The organism is Blastococcus saxobsidens DD2, assembly GCF_000284015.1.
GTDB lineage: Bacteria > Actinomycetota > Actinomycetes > Mycobacteriales > Geodermatophilaceae > Blastococcus > Blastococcus saxobsidens_A.
In genome coordinates this window covers 4,421,353-4,439,999 of the sequence record NC_016943.1, presented here as the reverse complement: position 1 = coordinate 4,439,999, position 18,647 = coordinate 4,421,353, and the positions used below count along the sequence as shown (strand labels likewise).

17 protein-coding genes are annotated in these 18,647 nt (G+C 72.9%); 9 read left to right on the top strand and 8 right to left on the bottom strand.

From position 1 onward, the window contains the following. Positions 1-114: 114 nt before the first annotated feature. Positions 115-618, bottom strand: coding sequence for a hypothetical protein (locus BLASA_RS21030; RefSeq protein WP_014378278.1), 504 nt, complete (start codon positions 616-618; stop codon positions 115-117). A gap of 362 nt (positions 619-980) precedes the next feature. Here BLASA_RS21030 and BLASA_RS21025 point away from each other — a divergent pair, with 362 nt between their 5' ends. The 3 genes from BLASA_RS21025 to BLASA_RS21015 all read left to right on the top strand — a co-directional run bounded on the left by BLASA_RS21025 (position 981) and on the right by BLASA_RS21015 (position 2,328). Next, on the top strand, positions 981-1,292 hold the full coding sequence (locus tag BLASA_RS21025) for a hypothetical protein (RefSeq protein ID WP_014378277.1): 312 nt from the start codon (positions 981-983) through the stop codon (positions 1,290-1,292). Then, positions 1,289-1,606 carry a hypothetical protein gene (locus BLASA_RS21020; RefSeq protein ID WP_014378276.1) on the top strand — a complete coding sequence of 106 codons (318 nt, stop codon included), beginning with the start codon at positions 1,289-1,291 and terminating at the stop codon, positions 1,604-1,606. Before BLASA_RS21025 ends, BLASA_RS21020 begins: the two co-directional genes overlap by 4 nt. A 524-nt stretch (positions 1,607-2,130) precedes the next feature. Further along, positions 2,131-2,328 carry a hypothetical protein gene (locus BLASA_RS21015; RefSeq protein ID WP_014378274.1) on the top strand — a complete coding sequence of 66 codons (198 nt, stop codon included), beginning with the start codon at positions 2,131-2,133 and terminating at the stop codon, positions 2,326-2,328. A 34-nt stretch (positions 2,329-2,362) separates the two neighbouring features. Here the strand turns inward: BLASA_RS21015 and BLASA_RS21010 are convergent, their stop codons facing one another. Further along, on the bottom strand, positions 2,363-4,783 hold the full coding sequence (locus BLASA_RS21010) for an ATP-binding cassette domain-containing protein (RefSeq protein WP_041775888.1): 2,421 nt from the start codon (positions 4,781-4,783) through the stop codon (positions 2,363-2,365). A gap of 87 nt (positions 4,784-4,870) precedes the next feature. On the opposite strand from BLASA_RS21010, the gene BLASA_RS21005 reads away from it, so the two are divergent. From BLASA_RS21005 to betT, 6 genes are all read left to right on the top strand, one after another. Further along, complete coding sequence (locus BLASA_RS21005; RefSeq protein ID WP_166486618.1) at positions 4,871-5,131, top strand: dienelactone hydrolase family protein; 261 nt, start codon at positions 4,871-4,873, stop codon at positions 5,129-5,131. 261 nt (positions 5,132-5,392) lie between these two features. Next, entirely contained in the window at positions 5,393-5,617 is a 225-nt protein-coding gene (locus BLASA_RS21000) for a hypothetical protein (protein ID WP_014378271.1), read from the top strand. Then, positions 5,607-6,458, top strand: coding sequence for a hypothetical protein (locus tag BLASA_RS20995; RefSeq protein ID WP_014378270.1), 852 nt, complete (start codon positions 5,607-5,609; stop codon positions 6,456-6,458). The genes BLASA_RS21000 and BLASA_RS20995 overlap by 11 nt, the downstream gene beginning before the upstream one ends. 342 nt (positions 6,459-6,800) lie before the next feature. Beyond that, positions 6,801-8,057 (top strand): HAMP domain-containing protein, encoded by a 1,257-nt coding sequence (locus BLASA_RS20990; protein ID WP_014378269.1) that lies wholly within the window; start codon positions 6,801-6,803, stop codon positions 8,055-8,057. Between the two features lie 174 nt (positions 8,058-8,231). Next, complete coding sequence (locus BLASA_RS20985; RefSeq protein WP_014378268.1) at positions 8,232-9,755, top strand: phospholipase D-like domain-containing protein; 1,524 nt, start codon at positions 8,232-8,234, stop codon at positions 9,753-9,755. A gap of 133 nt (positions 9,756-9,888) precedes the next feature. Then, positions 9,889-11,877, top strand: coding sequence for a choline BCCT transporter BetT (gene betT, locus BLASA_RS20980; RefSeq protein ID WP_014378267.1), 1,989 nt, complete (start codon positions 9,889-9,891; stop codon positions 11,875-11,877). A gap of 20 nt (positions 11,878-11,897) precedes the next feature. Here betT and phaZ read toward each other — a convergent pair whose 3' ends face one another. The 6 genes from phaZ to BLASA_RS20950 all read right to left on the bottom strand — a co-directional run bounded on the left by phaZ (position 11,898) and on the right by BLASA_RS20950 (position 18,637). Further along, positions 11,898-12,722, bottom strand: a complete 825-nt coding sequence (phaZ, locus tag BLASA_RS20975; RefSeq protein ID WP_041775886.1) for a poly(3-hydroxyalkanoate) depolymerase — start codon at positions 12,720-12,722, stop codon at positions 11,898-11,900. Next, positions 12,706-14,469, bottom strand: coding sequence for a PHA/PHB synthase family protein (locus BLASA_RS20970; RefSeq protein ID WP_014378265.1), 1,764 nt, complete (start codon positions 14,467-14,469; stop codon positions 12,706-12,708). The genes phaZ and BLASA_RS20970 overlap by 17 nt, the downstream gene beginning before the upstream one ends. Positions 14,470-14,576: 107 nt before the next feature. Further along, complete coding sequence (locus tag BLASA_RS20965) at positions 14,577-15,224, bottom strand: phosphatase PAP2 family protein (RefSeq protein WP_041776819.1); 648 nt, start codon at positions 15,222-15,224, stop codon at positions 14,577-14,579. 22 nt (positions 15,225-15,246) lie between these two features. Continuing rightward, complete coding sequence (locus tag BLASA_RS20960) at positions 15,247-16,338, bottom strand: lysylphosphatidylglycerol synthase transmembrane domain-containing protein (RefSeq protein WP_014378263.1); 1,092 nt, start codon at positions 16,336-16,338, stop codon at positions 15,247-15,249. Then, positions 16,335-16,892 carry a hypothetical protein gene (locus BLASA_RS20955; protein WP_014378262.1) on the bottom strand — a complete coding sequence of 186 codons (558 nt, stop codon included), beginning with the start codon at positions 16,890-16,892 and terminating at the stop codon, positions 16,335-16,337. The genes BLASA_RS20960 and BLASA_RS20955 overlap by 4 nt, the downstream gene beginning before the upstream one ends. A 29-nt stretch (positions 16,893-16,921) precedes the next feature. Next, positions 16,922-18,637, bottom strand: a complete 1,716-nt coding sequence (locus BLASA_RS20950) for a phosphatase PAP2 family protein (RefSeq protein ID WP_014378261.1) — start codon at positions 18,635-18,637, stop codon at positions 16,922-16,924. Positions 18,638-18,647 lie beyond the last annotated feature (10 nt).

Genomic DNA, 18,647 nt, shown 5'->3' with positions numbered 1-18,647 from the left:
GCCGTCGCTGAGGGTGATGCGGCTGATGGAGCCGTCCATGGGGGACTCCGTGGCGGAAGTTCTCGGGATATCGTCGCCCGGACCGGAGAATCGGTCCTGCAGCCGGCAGTTCGCTCAGGTCCCCTCGGACAGCTCGAGGCCGAGCTCCTGAGCGACCCTCGAGGCGACCTCGGATAGGGGTACCCCGAGGCGGTCGGCCGCAGCTCGGCTGTACAGGACGACGGCCGAGACGGCGTGCGTCCACAGCCTCGGCTTCCAGCCGCCGGCCTCCATCAGCAGGTCGGGATGCAGTCCGCCGCGCATGCATGCGGCCGCGTAGATGGCGTACTGCGTCCGGCGGTGCAGGGTGCGGCCGTCGAGCATCAGGTCGGCCAGGTAGCGATCCGTCAGTCCCTCGTACTCCAGCCGCTCGTTTCCGGGCGGGCTGGCCAGCCCGAGCGCCGCCGCTGCCACCTCGAGCAGTGCGACGTCCGGCGTGAAGTGGCCGCGGACGTCGTACGGCCGGACCGACAGCATGAGCTCGAAGGCGTCGTCGTTCCCGTCGGCGAGGCTGGACAGGATCGCGGCCTGCGATTTCCGGTGGAGGACCTGCGGGTCCTCACCCGATCGCTGGGCCATGGCGCGATCGTCCCGCGCGACGCCGCACGGCATCCACTCGCAGCGCCCGCCTACTCGTCACAACGAGTGCCACCCACCGCGAATGCATGAGACGTGTCACCTCGTGATCTTGCTCGTATCCAGTGCTGGTTCGAGGGCGTCCAGTCCGTCGAGAGCGGGCGGCGGGCGGCGGTGCAGTCGGGGAACGGCGGTCTCCTCAGGGCGACGGCGCCAGCTCGACGCTGATGCCGTCGAGGACGATGTCGAACCCACCGTGAGCGGGTCAGCGCCTCTGGTCAGAACAGGCCGAAGGCGCTGACCCGCCCGTGGGACCTTGCCTGCGAACGATTGTCGCGTATTACAGCGCGTCATACACTAACCGGGTGATCGAGAAGGTCGACTGGACGTTCCTCCCGGACGCGGTCGACCACATGTTCAGCCGCCACCAGGTGAGCCCAGGGGAGGCCACGGAAGCCGTCAACGACGTCGATGCTCTTTGGTTCGACCCGGACCCGAAGAGTCGATCAGGTCTCAGCGTGCGTGTCATCGGCTACTCCCAGACCGCCCGCGCCATCCTCACCGTCATCCTGCTGCACGCTGACACCGAGTTGGACGGAAGCGGCTGGTACGGGGTCAACGGGTGGCGCTCCAACAGCACCGACAGCCGCAGGTATCGAGAGGAGGCGGAAGGATGAGTCAGCTCACGCACGAGGAGTTGCAGAAGGTTGCGGTCGACGAGCGGAACGCTTCGGAACTCACTCGCGGGGAGGATCTGCCCGCGGCCGGCGTTCGACGCAACCGCAATCGAGCCCAGGTGTTTTCCGTCCGTCTGGACCCGAACGACATCGCAGCCATCGAGACCATCGCACGTCGGATGGACGTGCCGGTGTCGACCCTGGTCCGCGGATGGATTCTCCGCGGCATGGTCGAGCACGACAACGGGTCGCTGTCGAACATCGTCGAGCGACTCCAGGTGGACGTGAAGCGACTAGGGGAACTGCTCGGCTAGCTCGATGAACCAGGAAGGGGCCCCGTTGCACGGGGCCTCTCTCCTGTCGTTAGACCGCCTCTCGTTCCCGCGCCTCGGCGCAGACTGGTCTCGTGGAGCACGAGGTGCTGCGACCGGTCGCTGAGCTGCTCGAGAACCGCAATCGCATAGACGCCGGAAATCGCCGCGCTCATCCAGCGGCCGATGACGTCCGCGTCGGCCGGGTTCTCGCTGCTCAGAAGAGCGTCTCGGGGGAGCTGTTGATCCGCGGGTTGAGAGTTCGATCCCCACGGGGCCCACTCCCGGAGTAACTGCGCAGGAAAGCGGGGCGGCGACGACCGGTGGCTCGGCGGGCGAAGTCACACGGGCGGGCGGGGACGCCGAGCCGCACCCGGTGCGTTGTCGAGGGCGTCGGTCCTCCGCCCCGGTCGGCGCTGCCGATGTGTTGAACGACCCGGGCCCGGCCGATCAGCCCGGTGGCCGGAGAGGCGACAGTCGGTGGTGTCGTCGAGTCGGGTCCTGGACCGCACGATCGAGGAGAGACGATGGACTACCTGCGTCAGTTGCAGACGGAGCGCCCGGTGCTCTTCTGGGTGGGGCTGCTGGTGGCCTTCGTGCTGGGCTTCCAGGTCCTGCTGTTCGTCGCCGGCGTCCTTCTCGGGCCGTTGAGCCTGCCGTCGTGGGCCCCCCTCGTCGTCGTCCTGGGCGTCCTCGTGCTCGTCGCGCGCCGGCAGCAGCGATAGCGGTCGACGCCCCGGCCCCTACGGCGGCTCCGGCTCAGCTGCCGACGTAGGCCGCGAGGTGCTCGCCGGTGAGGGTCGAGCGGGCGGCGACGAGGTCGGCGGGGGTGCCCTCGAAGACGACCCGGCCGCCGTCGTGACCGGCGCCGGGGCCGAGGTCGATGATCCAGTCGGCGTGCGCCATGACCGCCTGGTGGTGCTCGATGACGATGACCGACGTGCCGGAGTCCACGAGCCGGTCGAGCAGACCCAGCAGGTTCGCCACGTCGGCCAGGTGCAGGCCGGTCGTCGGCTCGTCGAGGATGTAGACCCCGCCCTTCTCGCCCATGTGGGTGGCCAGCTTGAGCCGCTGCCGCTCGCCACCGGACAGCGTCGTGAGCGGCTGGCCCAGGGTGAGGTAGCCCAGCCCGACGTCCTCGAGCCGGTCGAGGATCTTGTGCGCGGCCGGCGTGCGCGCCTCGCCGGCACCGAAGAACGCCTCGGCCTGGGCCACCGACATCGCCAGCACCTCCGCGATGTTCTTGCCGCCGAGTCGGTACTCCAGCACCGCCGCCTGGAACCGCTTCCCCTCGCACTCCTCGCACGTGGTGGCGACGGTCTCCATGACGCCCAGTTCGGTGTAGACGACCCCGGCCCCGTTGCAGGTGGGGCAGGCGCCCTCGGAGTTGGCGCTGAACAGCGCGGGCTTGACGCCGTTGGCCTTGGCGAACGCCTTGCGGATCGGGTCCAGGAGCCCGGTGTAGGTGGCGGGGTTGGACCGGCGGGAGCCCTTGATGGCGGTCTGGTCGACGACGACCACGCCGTCGCGTCCGGCCAGGTCCCCGTGGCTGATCCTCACCTTCGCTCCGCAAGCTTCGCGAACGAGCGAGCTCTTGCCGGAGCCGGCCACACCGGTCACCACGATCAGCACGCCGAGGGGGATGTCGACGCCGACGTCGCGCAGGTTGTTCTGCCGCGCGCCGCGGATCTCCAGGGCACCGGTGGGCGTGCGCACCGACTCCTTGAGTGCGGCCCGGTCGTCGAGGTGGCGGCCGGTGAGGGTGTCGCTGCCGCGCAGCCCCTCGACGGTGCCCTCGAACACGACCTCGCCGCCCGCCGTGCCGGCGCCCGGCCCCAGGTCGACGACGCGGTCGGCGATCGCGATCGTCTCCGGCTTGTGCTCGACGACGAGCACGGTGTTCCCCTTGTCGCGCAGCCGCAGCAGGAGGTTGTTCATCCGCTGGATGTCGTGCGGGTGCAGACCGATCGTCGGCTCGTCGAAGACGTAGGTCACGTCGGTCAGCGCGGAGCCGAGGTGGCGGATCATCTTGGTGCGCTGCGCCTCGCCCCCGGAGAGGGTGCCCGCCGGCCGGTTCAGGCTGAGGTAGCCGAGACCGATCTCCACGAAGGAGTCGAGGGTCTCGCCCAGGTTCGTCAGGAGCGGGGCAACGGATGGGTCGTCCAGGCCGCGGACCCACTCGGCCAGGTCGCTGATCTGCATCGCGCAGGCGTCGGCGATGCTGGTCCCCTTGATCGTCGAGGAACGGGCCGCCTCGCTGAGTCGGGTGCCGTCGCACTCCGGGCACGTGGTGAAGGTGACCGCCCGGTCGACGAACGCCCGGATGTGCGGCTGCATCGCCTCCCGGTCCTTCGACAGCATCGACTTCTGGATCCTGGGGATCAGGCCCTCGTAGGTCAGGTTGATCCCGTCGACCTTGATCTTGGTGGGTTCCTTGTGGAGGAGATCCTGCAGTTCCTTCTTCGTGTACTTCCTGATCGGCTTGTCCGGGTCGAAGAAGCCCGAGCCGCCGTAGATGCGGCCGTACCAGCCGTCCGCGCTGAAGCCCGGGATGGTGAAGGGGCCCTCGTTGAGCGACTTGCTGTCGTCGTACAGCTGGGTCAGGTCGAAGTCGGTGACCCGGCCCATGCCCTCGCAGCGCGGGCACATGCCGCCGGTGATGCTGAACTCCCGACGCTCCTTCACCTTCTCTCCGCCGCGTTCGAAGGTGACCGCGCCGGCGCCGCTGATCGAGGCGACGTTGAACGAGAACGCCTGCGGCGACCCGACGTGCGGCTGCCCGAGCCGGCTGAACAGGATGCGCAGCAGGGCGTTGGCGTCCGTGGCGGTGCCGACCGTCGACCGGGGGTTCGCTCCCATCCGCTCCTGGTCGACGATGATCGCCGTCGTCAGTCCGTCCAGGACGTCGACGTCGGGTCGCGCCTGCGTCGGCATGAACCCCTGGAGGAAGGCGCTGTAGGTCTCGTTGATCATCCGGCGCGACTCCGCGGCGATCGTCGCGAACACCAGCGAGCTCTTGCCCGAGCCGGAGACCCCGGTGAAGACCGTCAGCCGGCGCTTCGGGATCTCGACGCTGACGTCCTTGAGGTTGTTCTCGCGTGCGCCGTGCACCCGGATCAGGTCGTGGGTGTCGGCCACGTGCGGCGCGGCTGATCGCCTCTCCGTGCTCGTCTCGGTCACGGCCCGGACCGTAGCGGCTGGTACCGACATGCGGGTGCCTCGCAGCTGCCGGCCCAGACCCGGCCGGGTGCGGCCGGTGCCGTGCTGATGCACGCCGCCGTCCCCCTCGGGGAGTTCGGGGACGGTTGGCCCCCCGGGGTGCCGGTGCAGTTCCACACCATGGACGCCGATGAGCAGGGTGACGCCGACGTCGCCCGTGCCCTCGCCGAGACGATCGACGGCGCCGAGCTGTTCCGCTACCCGGGCGACCGGCACCTGTTCACCGACCGCAGCCTGCCCGAGCACGACCCGGCCGCCGCGGCTCTGGTGGTGCAGCGGGTGCTCGCATTCCTCGCCGCCGTCGGATAGCGACACGCCGGCGCGCCGGCGCCGCCCGGGCATGACCGACGTCCGGTCGCCGGGCGCGCACGCTCAGGAACGGGCGCCTTGTCGACAGGTCGCCGAGCGTTGCTGCGGATCGCCGCACGCCCCGGCGGAGGTCTGCAACGAAAGGGAAACGGAGCGGGCCCGGACGCCGTCGGAGCGGCCGGCGCCGACCCCGTCGGGACCTAACGTTCGGGCCGTCCGCGGCGCTTCCCAGCCGCGGAGCACGACCTGCGAGGAGTTCCTGTGCACGCCACCGCGGTCCCGGTCGCCGAACCGTCCGTCTCCGTCCGAGAGGTCCCCGACAGCGAGGCCCTGGCCCTGCTGCTGGACCTGATGGCCGACGAGCCCGCCGAGGTGCCGCGGCCGGCGGGCCTGCCGCACCACCGGTGGGCGACCCGCGTGCAGGACCTGTCGCGCCGGGCGTCGTCCTGGGGTGCCGGACCGCAGGGGGCCTGGCGTGCCTGGTGAGCTGCTGGCGGTCGCCGGACCGCTGCTGGGCTGCTTCGGCCTGATCGCGCTCGTCGTGGTGCTGGCCGCCGGTTCCACCGCCCGCTACGAGTTCGAGCGCAACGGCGTCCGGGCTCTGCAGCCGGCGCCCGCGCACGGCGAGGTGCCGGTGCGAGCGGGGACCGCCGCCGGCGAGGCCCGCCGCGGGGCGCAGCGGCCGGCGCCGGAGCGGTCCGCGGTCGGCCTGGCCACGCACCCGGCCGGGCGGCACATCGCCGAGGGGCCCTCGGCCACCGCATGGTGGCTGGTCGACCAGGCGGATGGCTCCACGGTGGCCGGTCCCTTCGCCGACCGGCTGGAGGCCGACTGGGCGCTCTGGTCGGCCGGCCTGGCGGAGACCGCCTCCGCCGTCCACGGAGTCCGGCGTCCCGACGGCGGCGTGGTCCGGAGGCAGTCGCCGCAGGAGCGCGAGTGGCTGGCCGAGCTCGGTCGCCAGCTCGACCGGCTTCCGGAGGACTGGGAGCCGAACATGGCCGACGACGAGGATGCGCTGGCGACCGTGGCGGTCGAGCTGACCGCAGCGCTGCTGGAGGCCGGTCTGCCCGTGCACGGAGGCGCGGGGCCCGAGGCGGACGGAGCCGGCGGGGTCTGCCTCATGCCGCACCCGGCGGGTATCGGGGTGCTGGTGACCTGGCGCCAGCACGACCGGATGAGCGTGCAGCAGGTGCGGGGCGCCGCCATGGAGGCGGCGGTGCAGCGCACCATGACCGCCGCCGTCGCGACCGTGCTGCGTCAGATGGGGTTCCCCGTCGAGGAGTTCGGCTCCACCGGCGCGCACCTGGTGACCGCGCCGACCGGCTGAACCTCCACCTCGTCGAGCCTTGCGGGCACGACGACGCTCCGGCGGCGACGCAGCCGGGCCGGCAGGCGTGGTGCCGCCGTGGACGGGCAGGCCGTGCCCGGACGGTCGAGACGGGCGGGCATGGGGATCACGGTTCTCCTCGGTGCTGCGGTGGGCGCCGAGCATCGCGGACGGGTCCGACATTTCCGCCGGACAGCAACCGTGCGCTTCCCGGCCACCCGGACCCGGGTCGCCCTCACCCGGAAGGAGCAGCGGGACCCCTCAAGGCGTGCGCCGGGGTGCCGATACGAGATCGTGCGGATCTTCGCGGGAGCCGACCATGGCCGACGGCGGGGAGCGCCGTTGTGGCGGTACCTGGCCGCCCTCGTGCTGCTGCCGCTGGTCGGCGTGGTCGTCCTGGCCGCCGCCGCGGCGCAGGCCCGGGCCGCCGAGGCGGAGAGCGCGGAGCGCGCGGAGGCAGCCGTGCGCGCCCTGGCGCTGCTCGACGCCGCCCGCAGCGGTGCGGAGCGGGAGATGATGCCGATCCTCTCCCTCCACGTGATCGACGACCCGGCCGCTGCCGCCGCGCTCGGCATCCCCACCTCCCTGCTCCAGGCACAGCGCTCGACCGCCATGGAGCAGGCCGAGCGTGCCCGCGAGCTCACCGACGAGGCGCTCGCCCAGGTCCCTGCCGGTTCCATCGGCGCCCGGGCGGCCGACCGCGCCGCGGCGGATCTCGCCGTGCTGCGGAACCTCAGCCACTCCGGCGAGCTCGACGTCGAGGAGGTCTACATCGGCTTCCTGGCCGTGTCCACCGACCTCATGGCCGCGCAGGAGACGGCGGCCGCCGCCGCCACGGCGGAGGGCGTTCCCGGTGCCACGCTCCGCGCCATCCGCGACGTGCAGACGGTCGCGCACCTGGCCCAGAGCGCCAGCCGGCAGATGCCGCTCTACCTCGGCTCGCTGTTCACCGGCGGCGGCGACACGATCATCGGGTCCCGGACCGCCTGGCAGACCGCCTGGCTGGACTACACCGACGCGCAGCGCCAGATGGACAGCCTCTCGCAGGACCCGCTGGTCGAGCAGTGGCGGGAGACCCGGGGCTCTCCGGCCGTCACCCGGGTCGACGGGGTGCTGGCCACCGGCCTCGGCGCCGGGGTCGCGCGGGACATGGAGATCGGCGACGTGGTCACGCTGATCTTCGCGAGCCAGGAGCGCAGCGTCCTGCTCACCGAGCTCGTGGCGGCGGCCGTCTCGGAGGTGCAGGAGCTGGTCTCCGCGGACCGGGAGCGCGCCCACGACCGGCTGCAGCTCGTGTTCGTCCTGGGTGCGAGCCTGCTCGCCGGCTCGTTGCTCGGGGCGATCCTCCTCGGCCACAGCGTGGCGCGGGCGCTGCGCCTCCTGGCCGGCCAGGCCACCCAGATCAGCGAGGGCTCGCTGGTGGAGGTCGAGGTGGCCGGGCCCCGCGAGGTGCGGACCGTGTCGGCCGCGCTCGGCTCCGCCGTCGCCGGCCTGCGGCGGATCCAGGACCAGGCGCAGGGCTACCTGCTCTACCGGCCGATGCCGGCCGCGGACGCCGGCGCGCTCCTGCGCCGGAGCCAACCGGCCGGGCAGGCCTGACCCCGGCGGACCAGCCGGCGGACCCGCCCCCCGCCCGTCCGGGGGAGGACGGCTGCTCCCGCCGTCCCGACTCCGGCAGACTCCTCCGGGTGATCCTCCGTCCCGGCCTCCGGCCGTGCCCCCGATCGTCGCCCGGCCGGTGGCGTTCGTCGCCCTGCGGGACGGTGGCGTCGGGTGCCTGACGGCGCGCCGGCGCGGCCCGACGGCGCCGGGCCTGCCGTCGCGGGCGTCGACGGCGACACCGTCCTGGTGCCGGGCGAGACCTGCTGGCGGATCGAGCGGGCGGACCGGCACGTGGTGTTCGTCGACGCCGCCGACTACTTCGCCGTCCTGAAGCAGGTGGTCCTGCGCGCGGAGCGCCGGGTGCTGTTCATCGGCTGGGACTTCGAGCCCCGGATCCGGCTCGATCCGCGCACCCCCGGCCGGGCGCGGGACGATCGGCTCGGGCGGGTGCTCGAGGCGGCGGTGCGGGCCAATCCCGAGCTCGAGATCGGCGTCCTGCAGTGGGGCATGGGGATGCTGGAGTCGCTGCGGCGCGGGGTGCTGCCGGTTCCGCTGCTCCGTCGCCGGACGCACGAGCGGCTCCGGTTCGCCGTCGACCACCACCACCCGCTGGGTGCCGCCCACCACCAGAAGATCGTGGTGGTCGACGACTGCCTCGCCTTCGCCGGCGGCATCGATGTCACGGCCGACCGGTGGGACACCCCCGACCACCCCGACTGGCACCGGCACCGGCACCGGCCGACCTCACGGCGGCCGACCGGCCCTTGGCACGACGTCACCAGCCTGGTCTCCGGTCCCGCGGCCCGTGCCCTCGGCGATCTGGCCCGGGAGCGGTGGGAGAGCGGTACCGGCAGGCGGCTGGAGCCGGTCGAGGGCGCCGAGCCCTGCTGGCCGGACGGGGTGGAGCCGCTGCTCACCGACGTCGACGTGGCCATCTCGCGCACCCGTCCGGCGTACGGCGGCACGGAGCTGGTGCAGGAGATCGAGCTGTTGTGGCTGGCCGCCATCGCGGCCGCCCGGAACGCCGTCTACATCGAGGCCCAGTACTTCGCCAACCGCCGGATCGCCGAGGCGATCGCCGAGCGGTTGGGCGAGGTGGACGGCCCCGAGTTCGTCCTCGTGAACCCGGAGTCCGCGGAGGGCTGGCTGGAGGAGAAGGCGATGGGGACCGCGCGCGCCCGGCTGCTGCAGATCGTCCGGCAGGCCGACGTCCACGACCGGTTCCGCATCTACGTGCCGGTGACCGAGGAGGGCCGGCCGGTGTACGTGCACGCCAAGGTGCTGGTGGTCGACGACCGGCTGATGCGGATCGGCAGTTCCAACCTCAACAACCGGTCCATGGGCCTGGACACGGAGTGCGACCTCACCATCGAGACCCGGCCCGACGACCCGCGCCGAGACGACGTGGCCGGCACCCTCCTCGCGATCCGGGACCGCCTGCTCGGCGAGCACCTCGGCTGCACCGCGGCCGCGGTGGCCGCGGCGGTCGAGGAGCACGACGGGTCGCTGGCGCGTGCGGTGGACAGCCTGCGGACGCCGGCGGGCCGGACATTGCGGCCGTTCGAGCCGCCGGCACAGGACGTGGTCGACCGCGCCCTGGCCGCGACCGAGCTGCTGGACGCCGAGCGCACCCCCAACCGCTGGCACCGCGTCCGGCGGACCTTCGCGCCGCGCCGTGACCGGCGCCGGCGCTGACCGCGGTCCGAGCGGCCGTCGTCCTGCCGCACGCCGCCGGGTGTGTCACGATCCCAGCCGGTGTCGGGACGTCGAAGTCGTGGGCAGAGCTCACCGCGATCAGCAGGATGGGTGAGCTGAGATGAGCGAACGGATGGCTCGATCGGTCCAGGCGGCATCGGGGGGCGGGCCGCGGCGCCGGGTCCTCTTCGGGGCGCTGCTCGGCGTCCTGGTCGTCGCCCTCTGGGCCATGGCCGGCCCGGCGTCGGCCGCGGACACGATCGGCTCGCTGGTGGGCTGGACCTCCGAGTGGTTCGGCTGGTTCTACATCGCCTTCGCCACCGTCGTGCTGGTGTTCGTCCTGGCCATCGCCTTCTCCCGGTACGGGCGGGTGAAGCTCGGACCGGAGCACTCCGCGCCGCAGTTCAGCACGTTCGCCTGGGCCTCCATGCTGTTCGCGGCCGGTATCGGCACCGACCTGATGTTCTTCGCCGTCGCGGAGCCCGTGACCCAGTACCTGGCCCCGCCGGTCGGCGAAGGGGAGACCGTCGAAGCCGCCCGCGAGGCGACGGTCTGGACGCTGTTCCACTACGGCATCAACGGCTGGGGCATGTATGCGCTGATGGGGATGGCGCTGGCCTACTTCGCGTACCGCATGAACATGCCGCTGGCCATCCGGTCGGCCCTCTACCCCGTCTTCGGCCGGCGCGTGCACGGCGCGCTGGGCGACGGGGTGGACATCGCGGCCGTCCTGGGCACGATCTTCGGCGTCGCGACGTCACTGGGCATCGGGGTCGTGCAGCTGAACTACGGGCTCTACGTGCTCTTCGGCATCCCCGAGGGGCGGACCGCGCAGCTCGGCCTGATCCTGCTGGCCGTGGCCGTCGCGACGGTGTCGGCGGTGAGCGGTATCGACCGGGGCATCAAGCGGCTCTCCCAGCTGAACGTCATCCTGGCCCTGGGCCTGGCCGGGTTCATCCTGGTCACCGGCAACACCGCGTTCCTGCTCAACGGGCTGGTCCTCAACGTCGGCGACTTCGTCAGCAGCTTCCCGGAGCGGACGATGCAGACCTTCGCCTACGACCGGCCGGACGCGTGGCTGAACGGCTGGACCCTGTTCTTCTGGGCCTGGTGGATCGCCTGGGCGTCGTTCGTCGGGCTGTTCCTCGCCCGCATCTCGCGGGGGCGCACGATCCGCCAGTTCGTCGCCGGGACGCTGCTGCTGCCGTTCAGCTACATCCTCATGTGGGTCTCGATTTTCGGTAACAGCGCCATCGACCGCATCCGGCAGGGCGACGCGGCGTTCGGCGATACGGCGATGAACACCCCCGAGCGGGGCTTCTACACGCTGCTCATGGACTATCCGGCCTTCCCGTTCGTCGCCGCGATCGCGACGTTCATCGGGCTGCTCTTCTACGTGACGTCGGCCGACTCGGGTGCGCTGGTGATGGCGAACCTGTCGTCCCGGCTGCGGCAGCCGCAGGACGACGCGGCGCCGCCGGTCCGGATCATCTGGGCGGTCGCCACCGGCGTCCTCACCGCAGCGATGCTGGTGGTCGGCGGGGTTCCGGCGCTGCAGAACGCCACCATCATCATGGGGCTGCCGTTCGGCTTCGTGATGGTGCTGGTGATGGTCGGGCTGTACCGCGCGCTGCGTCAGGAGGCCGACCGCGCCTCCAGCCGGCACCGGGTAGGCCCGTCGCGCCGGCCCGCTGCCCGGCGCCGGGCCCGGCTCCGGCGGCGTCGCCGCGAGCCGGTCGCCACGGGGCGGGAGGGGGCGGACCAGTACCTCCGCGAGACCGTCCGGCCGGCACTGGCGGAAGTGGCCGCCGAGCTCCGGGCGCGAGGGCTGCGGTCGGAGGCGCGCTGGATCACCGACGAGCTCGGCCGCACAGCCGTCGAGCTCGTGGCGGAGGAGGACGGGAGGGCGCCCTTCCGCTACCGCATCCAGTCCCGGGACGTGACCCGCCAGGGCGCAGGTGTCCGCGAGCCGGTGGACGCCGGCTACCCGCGGCTGGACGTGCACCTGCGCGGGGCCGGGAGCCGGGGCAGCGACGTGGCCACCTACGACGTCATGAACTACACGCACGTGCAGCTGATCGACGACGTCCTCGAGCAGTACGAGCGCCACGTCGGCGCCTGACCGGCCCCGGCGCGGCGCGGTCAGTCGTCCAGGAACCCGTCGATCACCGGGGCCAGTTCGTCGGACTCGGTGATCAGCGCGATGTGCCCGCCGCGGTACACGTGCAACTGGGCGCGGGGGATGAGCCGGGCCATCAGCCGGGCGTTGACCACCGGGATGATCGGGTCGTCGTCCCCGGCGATCACCAGGGTCGGCTGCCGGATCAGCCGGAGGAACGGCAGGCTGCTCCAGCCGGTGCTCGCCGCCAGCTGGTAGTAGTAACCGCGCCGGGGGCCGACCCGGGTGTGCGTGTGCAACGCGGTCGCGGCCCGCTCGGGGTCGGTGCGCATCGTCCCGCCGTAGATCAGGCCGGCGATCTCGCGCGCGTACTCCGGGTCGCGGTGCCGGCGCGGGGTGAGCATCCGCGCCAGCACCTGCGGGTGCGCCGGCACCATCAACGTCCCGGTGCCCGTCGCGGCCAGCACCAGCCGCCGGCAGCGCCGCCGGTGCTGCACGGCGAACTGCTGGGCCAGCCCACCGCCCCACGACAGGCCGAGGACGTCAACCTGCCCGGTGTGGCCGAGCCGGTCGAGCAGCCCGGCCACCACCGGGGTCAGCGTCGAGAGCACGTACGGGACGACGGGCCGCGGCGACCCACCCACGCCGGGCACGTCGAACCGGATGGCGGTCCGCCGGGGGTCGAGGGCGTCGACGAGCGGCTGCAGCACCTCCAGGCTCGCGCCGATGCCGTTCATCAGCAGCAGCGGCGGCACCTCGTCGTCGGTGCCGGGCCGGACGGCCACCCGCAGGGTCCGGCCGCCGACCGTCACGCTGCGGACGACGCCCGGCCTACTTGTCGAAGACATACGTCCCGGGCGCCTCGGCCAGCACCTCCAGGCCGTTCCCGCCCAGTTCGCGCGGTGCCGGGATCTCCTCGCCGGAGCGGTTCCCGAGCCAGCTCATGAAGTCGGGCCACCACGAGCCCTTGACCGTCTCGGCCTGCTGCAGCCAGCGGTCGGGGTCCGGCGGGGTGGACTCCGCCACCTGGAAGGTGGACTTCGGGTTCCCCGGCGGGTTGACCAGCGAGGCGATGTGGCCGTTGGTGGACAGGATGAACCGGCTCTCGCCGCCCAGCAGCTGGGTGCTGCGGTAGCAGGACTGCCAGGGGCAGATGTGGTCGGCGATCCCCGCGGTCACGTAGCTGTCCACCGTGACCGCCGACAGGTCCACCGGCGAGCCCAGCATGCGCGACGCGCCCGGCCGGGTCAGCGCGTTCTTCAGCGCCACCTCGATGAAGCCGCGGTGCAGGCCCGCGGTCATCCGGGTGGTGTCGGCGTTCCAGAACAGGATGTCGAAGTTCGGCGGGGGCTTGCCCTGCAGGTAGTTGTTGACCCAGTAGTTCCAGACCAGGTCGTTGGGCCGCAGCCAGGCGAACACCTCGGCCAGCTGCGCGCCGTCGAGGTAGCCCTTCTTCCGCGAGCGCTCGGTGGCGGCCTGCACGGCCTCCTCGTCCATCAGCGCCGACATGGTGCCGGCCCGGTCCCAGTCGAGGACGGTGACCGCGTAGCTGACCGCACGGACCCGGTCCTGCCGTCCCGTGGCGGCCAGGTGGGCCAGCACCATCGCGGTGATGATCCCGCCCGAGCAGAACGCCTGGAGCGCCACCTGCTCCTGGCCGGTGATCCGCTCCACGGCGTCCATGGCGTCGAGGACGGCCTGCCCGTAGGTGTCGAGGTCCCAGTCGGCGTGCCGCTCGTCGGGGTTGCGCCACGACATCATGAACACCTGCTGGCCGCTGGACACGTAGTGCTCGACGATGCTGCGGCCCGGCGCCATGTCGGCGATGTAGAACTTGTTGATCGTCGGCGGCACCATCACCAGCGGCAGCGCGCGCACGGTCTCGGTCGTCGGCCGGTACTGGATCAGCTCGAAGACGTCGGTCCGGAAGACGACCGCGCCGGGGGTGACCGCCAGGTCCTCGCCGACGGTGAAGGCGTCGGGCTCCACCATCGTCGGGACCCGCGGGGGATTGGCCAGGTCCTTGACCATCCGCCGCAGACCCTTGAAGGCGCTGGCTCCGCCGGTGTCGATGACCGCCTTCAGGGACAGCGGATTGACGACCGGGACGTTGCTCGGGGCCAGCGCGTCCACCAGGTTCGTCGCGGTGAACCGGATCCGCTCGTCGTCCTGCCAGTCGAGGTCGGCGTCCTCGATGAGCTCCCAGGCCACCCTGGCCGCGGCCAGGTGCGCCTGCATGGCCCGCTTGAGCAGCGGGTTGCCGCTCCAGGCCGGGTCGGTGAACCGCTTGTCCTTCTTGCCCGGCGCCAGCTCCGAGCGACCGGCCACGACCTTTCCGAGTTCGCGGGCCAGCTCGCCGCCGCGACGCGCCACCACGTCCGGCTTGCGGGCCAGCGCCGAGCCGAAGCGCAGGGCGGTGCCGGCCGGCGGCACGAGCCGGCGCAGCGGCCCGCGCGCGGCGTCGACCAGCAGCATGTCGAGCCCCGTGGCGGCCTCCGCCGCTTGCTCGGGGCCTCCGGCGGCGGGGGCGGCGTCGGGGTGCTGGGGCGGGGGAGCCGAGGCCGTGCGGGCCGGTTCGGTCGTCGGCTGGGCCATCGATGGACTCCTTCGGCGCGCTGCCCGGGAGGCGGCGGCGCCGCCCCGAGACGCAGTTGTGACCTCTCCCACTGAACCACAGCGCGCCGTACCCGGCAGGACGGGTCTCAGGACGTCGAGGCGGTCGGGTCGCGCCGGTGCCGGAGGAGCATGAGCAGCGCCGGCCACCCCAGCGCCAGCCCCGCCCCCAGCAGTACGCCGACCACGGTGTCGGAGAGCCAGTGCGCCCGCAGGTAGACGCGGGACAGCGCCATGACCGCGGTGAACTCCACCGCGTGCACCTCCCACCGCCAGCGCCGCGGACCCGGCCGGGCGAACACCAGGACCAGCCCGAGGGCGGTCACCGCCGTGGCGATGGCGTGGCCGGACGGGAACGAGGCGGCCGTCGTCTCGATCAGGGCGCCCGGCGGGCGGGGCCGGTCGGTGGCCGCCTTGACCGGCCCGATGAACAGCTCGCTGGTCACGACGGCGAGGGCGAACGCCGTCATGCGCAGCCAGTGCCGCCGCCAGGCCAGCAGCAGCAGGGCCGCCCCCCGCAGCGGCCAGTTGACCTCGGCGCTGCCGATCCAGGAGAGGGCGACCGCCACCGCCGTCGCCACGTCGCTGTGCGCGGAGCCCACCCACCGCCACACCGCGTCGTCCACCGCCTGGACGGCCGGCGCCGTGGCCGGCAGGAGGACGAGCACGCCGACGAGGGCCGCGCCGGCCAGCAGCCCGCCGCTGACCACGAGTCCCCTCCGGGAGTCGACGAGCATCAGCCGCACCGGCCCCTGGTGGTCACGCCGCCTCCGGGACGAGCGCGGTCCGGGGAGCGGCGTTGGGCTCACGTCGCCAGGACCGGTTGTGCCGCCAGAACAGGTAGCTGCCCAGGCCGATGGGGATGGGCAGGACGTAGCTCAGCGCCCGGAACACCAGCACCGCCGCGGCCACCAGCGCCCGCGGCCCGCCCGCCGCCGCCAGGCCGGTGATCAGGGCGAGCTCCACGACGCCGAGGCCGCCGGGCGTGAGCGGGACCGCCGTGAGCAGCCGGGCGAAGGCGAAGACGGCCAGCGCCTCGGCCAGGCTCACCTGGTCGGCGCCCACACCGACGAAGCGCAGCGAGAGCAGCAGCAGGAGGAACAGGGACAAATGGCTGACCAGGGTTGCCAGGGTGATCCAGTGCCACCGGGCCCGCAGCAGCAGGACGGTGCGGTCGCGGAACTTCGCCGTCGCCCGGTCCCAGCCGGTCACCGGCGCCCGGCGGAACGGGCGGCGCGCAGCCGAGGCCACCCGGGCCGCCGCCCGGCCCACCCGCGCGGCCGTGTCGGGGCCGCGCAGCACGGCGCCGAGCAGGGCGGCCGCCGCACCCAGCCCGAGGAGCCCGGCGAGCCCCGCGAGCACCCGGGCGGTCGAGGGTGGCGAGGTGAACGCCAGCAGCGCCAGTGCCAGCACCGGGAGCCCCAGCTTGGCGAAGTTGTTCCACAGTCCGGCGATCAGCAGGGCGACGGAGGTCCGGGAGCGGGAGAAGCCCCACGAGGAGTTCATCGCGTAGGTGAGCCCGACGGCGACAGCGGCTCCGCCGAGCACGGTGTTGGACACGGCGGTCGCCGCCTCGGTCGCCACCGTGGCCTGCCGCACGGTCATGCCGGGCGTCGTCGCGACCACCACGAACTGGTAGGTGACCAGGTTCCAGACCGCGGCCAGCAGCAACGCCGACTTCTCCAGCCAGGTCATGTCGACGACCGCCGCCCAGACCTGCGCGAGGCTGGTGAACTGCGGCAGGAACCAGACGAAGACGGCAGCGACCAGGCCCACCGACAGCACCGGCCCCGCGAGGCGGTACCGGAGGGGGCGGGGCCTGCGGACGTCAGCGGCCGTGGCGGTGCTCACCGGGCACCGTCCTCGGGAGGATCGAGTGCCAGCTCGCCGTCCGTCCGGTCCCGGACGGCGGTGCGCACCTGGTCGCGGGTCACCGCGCCGATGGCCTGCGTGGCCACCCCCAGGGGCTCGGAGCGATTCTCACCGGACAGCCGGAAGAGCACGCTCAGGCAGCCGCCCTCGAAGACGTAGTGCCGCGTGCCGACGTACTGCGGGCTGACCTGGGTCACCCGTTCCCACCGGCGCATCCCCTCGCGCTCGCTGGGGATCTCGGTGGCCTGCGTCGTGTCGCACGCGGGGGTCAGGACGATCTCGAGGGCGTGCACGCCGTCGCGGTCGGAGTCGAGCCAGAAACGCGCGGAGCTCTCGGTGGCGTCCAACCCGGCGAGGTCCCAGCCGAGGGGCATGACCTCCAGGCAGGGCACCCAGGTCGCGCTCGGGACCGACTGGGCCATCAGGACCACGCCGTTCGCCGGGTGGCCGTCGTCGCCCTTCCGGCAGGCGAGCGTGTCCTCGCCGAGCACCACCGGCCGCACGCAGCCGGCCAGCAGCCCCGCCGCCACCACGGGCAGAAGGGCACGGCGTCGCCGGCCCCTCACAGCGGGGACCTCAGCAGACCGACGGACACGTAGCCGGCGAGCGTGGCCGCGGCCAGCGTGACGACGGTCAGGCCGCCCCGCCGCCACGTCCAGCGCTGGATGCGGACCGGGGGCAGCCGGAAGGGCAGCAGGGCGAGGAACTCGTCCTGCAGGCCGCGGCCCTGCTGACGCAGCATGCGGCGCAGCTGCGAGGGGATGGTCAGGCCGCGGGTGGCGGCGAACGCCTCGGCGATCTCCTCGTCGGAGAAGTGCCGCCGCGCCCGCCGGTACACCCGCTCGGCGTCGGTGCGCAGCGCCAGGACCAGCATCATGTTCGCCAGGTCCACCGCCTGCCGCCACGGGCTCGGGCGCACCTCGGCGAAGGCCGAGTCGATGAGGTACAGCGTCCCGTTTCGGACCAGCAGGTTGGCCGGCTTGATGTCCCGGTGCGCCATGCCGATCTCCCACATCCGGCGGACGACGGCCAGCCCCTGGTCGATCACCGCGTCGTCGATCTCGGCCTCGCCGGCCTCCTGCGCCCCGGCGATGAACTCGGTGACCAGCAGGTACTCCCGCTCGGGCGTGATCTCCACGATGCCGAGGGGTTGGGGCACCGGCAGCCCGCCGTCGCAGAAGACCCGCAGGACGTAGTCCTCGTACTGCACCAGCCGGCGGACGGTGGAGAACGGTTTCTCGTCCTCCAACCGGCCGTAGAGCAGCGTGCGGCCGAGCTTGTACCAGCGGTCGGAGCGGACGTGGGTGGCCGCGTACAGCTTTCCGAAGACGCAGCTCCCGCCGTCGTCCTGCGGACCGGCGGCCTTCACCGTGATCTTCAGCGGCGTCGACCCGCCGGAACCGGCCAGGCCGAAGGGTGCGACGTCGGTGGCCACCAGGCCCAGCTGGTCCTGCAGCGCCCGGACGATGGCCGCCCCGCGCTCGCCGGAGACGTCGAGGTGTGCCGGCCGCGACCTGGTGTACCGCACCGGGTGTGCGGCGTTGGGAGTGAGCAGCCGGAACGCGGCCAGGGGCGTCGCCACGCCGAGGACGATCCCGGCCAGCACCCCGGTCGGATGGTCCTGCGCCAGGTAGAGCCGGGAGGCGGCGGTGACCACCAGCAATCCGCAGACCAGCCACTTGCCGATCGTGCGCATCCGGCCGGGCGGGACCAGCGAGTACAGCGTGCTGACCAGGAGCGCGGCGAGCACGGTCACCGGGAGCGACGGCATGGCGAAGCCCGACCAGTCGCCGAGGACCTGGACCTCGAACGGTCGCGGCCGCTGCAGTGTGGTCGCCATCGCCGCACCGACGTTGATGACGAGCAGGCCGACGCCCAGCCACACCAACAGGTGCCGCCAGCGGCGGAAGACGGCCAGCAGGACCAGGTCGGTCAGCCAGATCACGTGCAGCACCGCGGCGGCGGCGAGCATGCCGGCGGCGTCGGCGACGGCGGTCAGCCCGGGGGAGCGGATACCGGCGATGGCCTGGAGGACCCGGGTGTCGGCGACGTCGACGTAGCGGATGGTGTCCGTGGCGACGACGGCGACGCAGGCGAGCAGCACCGCTGCGCTGAGCCCGAGCCACCACTTTCCCGACGCCCGCAGCTGGCGGGGCAGGGGCGGGGGCTCGCCCGAGGGACGGCGGCGGCGTCGGACGCGGGCGATCGGGGGCGGGGCCGGTCGCGTGACCGGACCCACCGCCCGTTGTTCCGGCAGCGCCTGCGGCAGCGACGCCATGCCGGCTGAT

Coding starts and splice junctions, on each gene's coding strand:
- BLASA_RS21030 (WP_014378278.1), bottom strand. CDS start 618: ATGGCCCAGCGATCGGGTGAGGACCCGCAGGTCCTCCACCGGAAATCG.
- BLASA_RS21020 (WP_014378276.1), top strand. CDS start 1,289: ATGAGTCAGCTCACGCACGAGGAGTTGCAGAAGGTTGCGGTCGACGAG.
- BLASA_RS21015 (WP_014378274.1), top strand. CDS start 2,131: ATGGACTACCTGCGTCAGTTGCAGACGGAGCGCCCGGTGCTCTTCTGG.
- BLASA_RS21005 (WP_166486618.1), top strand. CDS start 4,871: ATGCACGCCGCCGTCCCCCTCGGGGAGTTCGGGGACGGTTGGCCCCCC.
- betT (WP_014378267.1), top strand. CDS start 9,889: ATGGCTCGATCGGTCCAGGCGGCATCGGGGGGCGGGCCGCGGCGCCGG.
- phaZ (WP_041775886.1), bottom strand. CDS start 12,722: ATGTCTTCGACAAGTAGGCCGGGCGTCGTCCGCAGCGTGACGGTCGGC.
- BLASA_RS20970 (WP_014378265.1), bottom strand. CDS start 14,469: ATGGCCCAGCCGACGACCGAACCGGCCCGCACGGCCTCGGCTCCCCCG.
- BLASA_RS20965 (WP_041776819.1), bottom strand. CDS start 15,224: ATGCTCGTCGACTCCCGGAGGGGACTCGTGGTCAGCGGCGGGCTGCTG.
- BLASA_RS20950 (WP_014378261.1), bottom strand. CDS start 18,637: ATGGCGTCGCTGCCGCAGGCGCTGCCGGAACAACGGGCGGTGGGTCCG.